The 3,782-nt window shown below is 39.9% G+C and carries 4 protein-coding genes; all 4 read right to left on the minus strand.

Annotation, left to right across the window (positions count from 1 at the left end):
• Positions 1 to 697, minus strand: a 697-nt coding sequence (locus tag AC6F75_RS14325) for an NHL repeat-containing protein (RefSeq protein WP_500715769.1), incomplete at its 3' end; no start/stop codon positions are given.
• A 122-nt stretch (positions 698 to 819) separates the two neighbouring features.
• Entirely contained in the window at positions 820 to 1,773 is a 954-nt protein-coding gene (locus AC6F75_RS14330) for an energy transducer TonB (RefSeq protein ID WP_500715770.1), read from the minus strand.
• Positions 1,774 to 1,952: 179 nt separating this feature from the next.
• Positions 1,953 to 3,323 (minus strand): Ig-like domain-containing protein, encoded by a 1,371-nt coding sequence (locus AC6F75_RS14335; protein WP_500715771.1) that lies wholly within the window; start codon positions 3,321 to 3,323, stop codon positions 1,953 to 1,955.
• A gap of 351 nt (positions 3,324 to 3,674) precedes the next feature.
• Entirely contained in the window at positions 3,675 to 3,767 is a 93-nt protein-coding gene (locus AC6F75_RS14340) for a hypothetical protein (protein WP_500715252.1), read from the minus strand.
• Positions 3,768 to 3,782: the final 15 nt, after the last annotated feature.

The following is a 3,782-nucleotide window of genomic DNA, read 5'->3' on the forward strand; positions in this document are numbered from 1 at the left end:
CTGTGTCATTGGAGACCTGACGGCGGCCTACGAGAAGTATGCGATTTTGACTGTCGATATGCATACCGCCGAATGATGTTCCGGAACCACTCACATGAGGTATGGTGAAAGTGCCATTGTTAGCAAAACCGGAATCGAGGGTTCCATCGAAATTGATTTGTTGAACAGTAAGTTCCCATTCAAACATAGTGTTCCTTTTTCTCCCACCTACTATAATTTTTCCGTCATGGGTAAATAGCCCTTTGTAGGCCTGCATATCTAAAGATAGAAAACCGTTTGAGCCAAAAGTGACATCAGGTTCACCTTGACCGTTTATTTTGAGCAGGTGGTTGTTTTCAATTACAAAAAAAGTATTGTTATTAACTGGAATGATGGACAAAAAGTAATAATTGTGAAACAGTCTGTAACCGGTATTGTTAAAGCTGGTATCTAGAGTGCCGTCGTTGTTCAGGCGGAAAACAATACCAAAATCGTTAGAAGTACTAGAACAGCCGTTTTTAGCTATGCCTACCGCCAGTATCTTTTCCCCGGGTAGCATGTGGAAGTCGTATATGGCAACCCCATGGAGCAGTCCGTTTATGGTGAGTGTATGGGCAATTTTGCCGTTGGTGCCAAATGTATTATCGGGTGAACCTGCGGATTGTGAGTTAAGAAGTGGTGAAAAGCACAGCAGGCATATAATCAATCTTAAGATCATTGTCTTGGTTTTGTTAATTTTAATCGGTTGCAAAAATAACAGATAAGTGTATAGTAAGGAGACGCTTAAGTGTTAAAGTTTGGTTGATCCCAAATCATCAAATATTTAATAGTCTGGCATACTTAATTAAATTCAATCGGAAAGTACACTTCAGAGGCGACGACCTTGCCTTTAATTTTACCGGGAGTAAAAGCAATGCCACAGTTTTGAATAAATGCTATGGCTTTTTTATACAGGCCGACATGGTCTTTTTCATAGACATCCACATCGGTAATTTCACCTGTTTCAGTAACAATAAACCTAGTGTGAATGGTCTTTAAGTTGCTCGTATTAATAAGCTGATTATTATCACGCAGCATGTTGTGGTAACATTCTATGACTTCCGGCGTGGGTTGAACCAGTGTGACCCTTTCATCCAAAGCAGAGAAAGAAGCCACGACTTTTTTGTTTTCAGGTAGTTTGAATGCGTCTTTGCTCAATTCCATAGCATTCACTTCAAGCGTTTCGGTTACGGTGTAATAGTCTTCATATTCCACTATGGTCTTCAGGGGTATGGCTCCATCTGTATACTTCAATTTATTGTGCCAATTGCCAACTTCGTGGTCCTTAAAGCTTCCGTAGTCAACCCTTACATCATCACTGTAGTAGCTTTTGGTTAATCCAAAAGAAGTTTGTTGAATGACCAAATAACAGGTGTAGCCCAATACAATAATAGTGCTGTCCCGATATATGACCGGTTCTTCATAAGTAAAATTACCCCCTCTTTTTGAGTCTCGGTAAGTGATGTAGTTTTTATCGGGATGGTCGTCATACATCAGTTGGGTTTCGGCGTGATAGGTATACGAATATCCGGGTTCATTATTTTTATAATACTGTGATTTGTAATAGCCCGGTTTTATGGTATAGAGGGAAACATCACCATAATTTGAATTTGCGATTGAATCGATATTAATAGAATTATTTTTTGGGTAATAAGTAGTTTTTTTAACGAACTCACCTGTAAAGTTTTGTGCCGACAGTGGATTCAGGAAACAGGTTGTAAGAACAAAACCAATTGTTAAGAAATAGGTGTGCATTATTTATGAGTATTTAGTTTGACAAACTTTATCATTCAAATTTCAACAAAGACTGCCCTGAGGCTTGTTCAATCTGCCCGGGGTACATATCAATAACCCTGATAAGGGTTTGTGTCAAAAAGAGTTGTCCCACACCATATCTTTTGGTAAGTTACAGCCAGATTTCTTCCACAGCCGTTTTATTTTTTCACAAAACGTTTTACTATGCGGCTGTTACCCGATGTAATCTCCACAAAGTAGAGTCCGGCTGGGAGTTGGGAAACATTCCATTCGGCTTCGCTAGCGGTTGTATTTTTAACTTCCAACTGCTGTCCGGAAATGGAAAATATTTTCAACAAGTCAATTGATATTCCCGAATCGATATGCAAAATATCTTGTACCGGATTGGGGTAAATCGATAATAACTGCATATCAAACTCTGAATTGCTGAGGGCCTCGGTAACGTGAATGGCAAGGAACTCACTTTCACAATCTTGATCAGATTGGCTCACGTAGTAAGTAGTGTCGTGAACCAGAGGTGTTGTATCGGGCAGCACTATTGTTCCCCCGCTATTGGCATACCAAGTGAGGTTAGATCCTGTTACATCTAAATCGGCTAATGTCTCTCCGGGTACAAACACCTGATTGGGGTCTCCAAGCGGAGCATCGGGTGCCAAAACAACAACAACAACCTCTTCGCGTACTGAAGAACAAACAACTCCGGCTCCGGTTTCATTTTGTGACTCGACCCAAAATGAGGTCGTTTCATAAAGAGGTCCTGTGTTAAAAGGACTTCCGGTACCCAAAAGATTACTCCCAATTTCATCGTCATACCAGTACACTTCTTGACCGTTATGCGAAACTGTTATTATGGATGATTCTCCCTCACAAATGTACGGATAGGTATTGGTATCGGCAATTTGAGGGTCTTCGCAAATTTCATACAGTTCAAAATCATCCACAAAGTAGTTATTGTTGGTATCAACAGAATAAAAATTTATGGCGCCAAGTTGGTTCCCGGTGACACCGTTATTGTCTTCGTAGTCTGCGTCTTGAAGGAGACTGTTTCCATCAACCAAAACGGTAATTTTATGTGTATCTAAATTAACGGTGATTTCAATTTCAAACCAGACGTCGTGAGGAAACGGCACAGTAGAATTTGTTTGTGTATGTGTAATGTTACCGGCCGAACCGCTAGTAGTGCTTCCCACATGAAATTCACCGTTCCATTGTGAGGGGGTGGCACTTTCGTATTCTTGTATATTCCAGTAGCCGGTATTGCCTGTAGTGACATACATTTGCCATGTTACCACCCATAGCCCGGAATTTTTATTTCCCAAATTGACCACCACATCATCGGTATTGTTGTTTCGCAACTGCATGGAATAAGGCGAGGAGTAAAATTCCTGTCCGGTAACCTGTGCATCCGTCAGTGGGTTGGGCGGCCACATTTCGATATAAGGCGATTGCGGGCTCACATTGCCCGGGGTCATATTGTCAAAATCAATGGAAATTTGAGCCTGTAGGCTCAATGAGAACATACAGGCAAACAGAAAATAGAAATTTTTCATGACAGAACGGTTTTAGGTTATGTTTAATATATTCACTAAAAGCGTATTAAATATATAGGATGAATTATTAATATCCAAGTATTTAGGTTATTTTTTCTAAGTTCAAGATACCCGGCCCACCTGTTTAGATGACCTGAAAAAACCTGTACCTGTGCTATAGCGGGCGTACAGCTAAACAACATTTCCACCACAAGTAGTGATATTTTTCATAACATCAACACAAGATGACTTGTTAATATATATAACATCAACAGTTAAAACATGGCCCATAAAATTTATTCCAGAAAAAAAGCTGCCCTTTCGGACAGCTTCTTTATTAAAATGAATTTAAAATTGTAACCTAATGAAAGGTTATTTTTTAATCAACCTGAAGATACCTGTCTTTCCGGTTGAAGTGGTTACTTGAATCAAGTAAGGACCTGACGCAAAGTTTGAAACATCGATTTGAGTCTCTAAGCT

The sequence above is a fragment of the Planktosalinus sp. genome, from assembly GCF_059864935.1.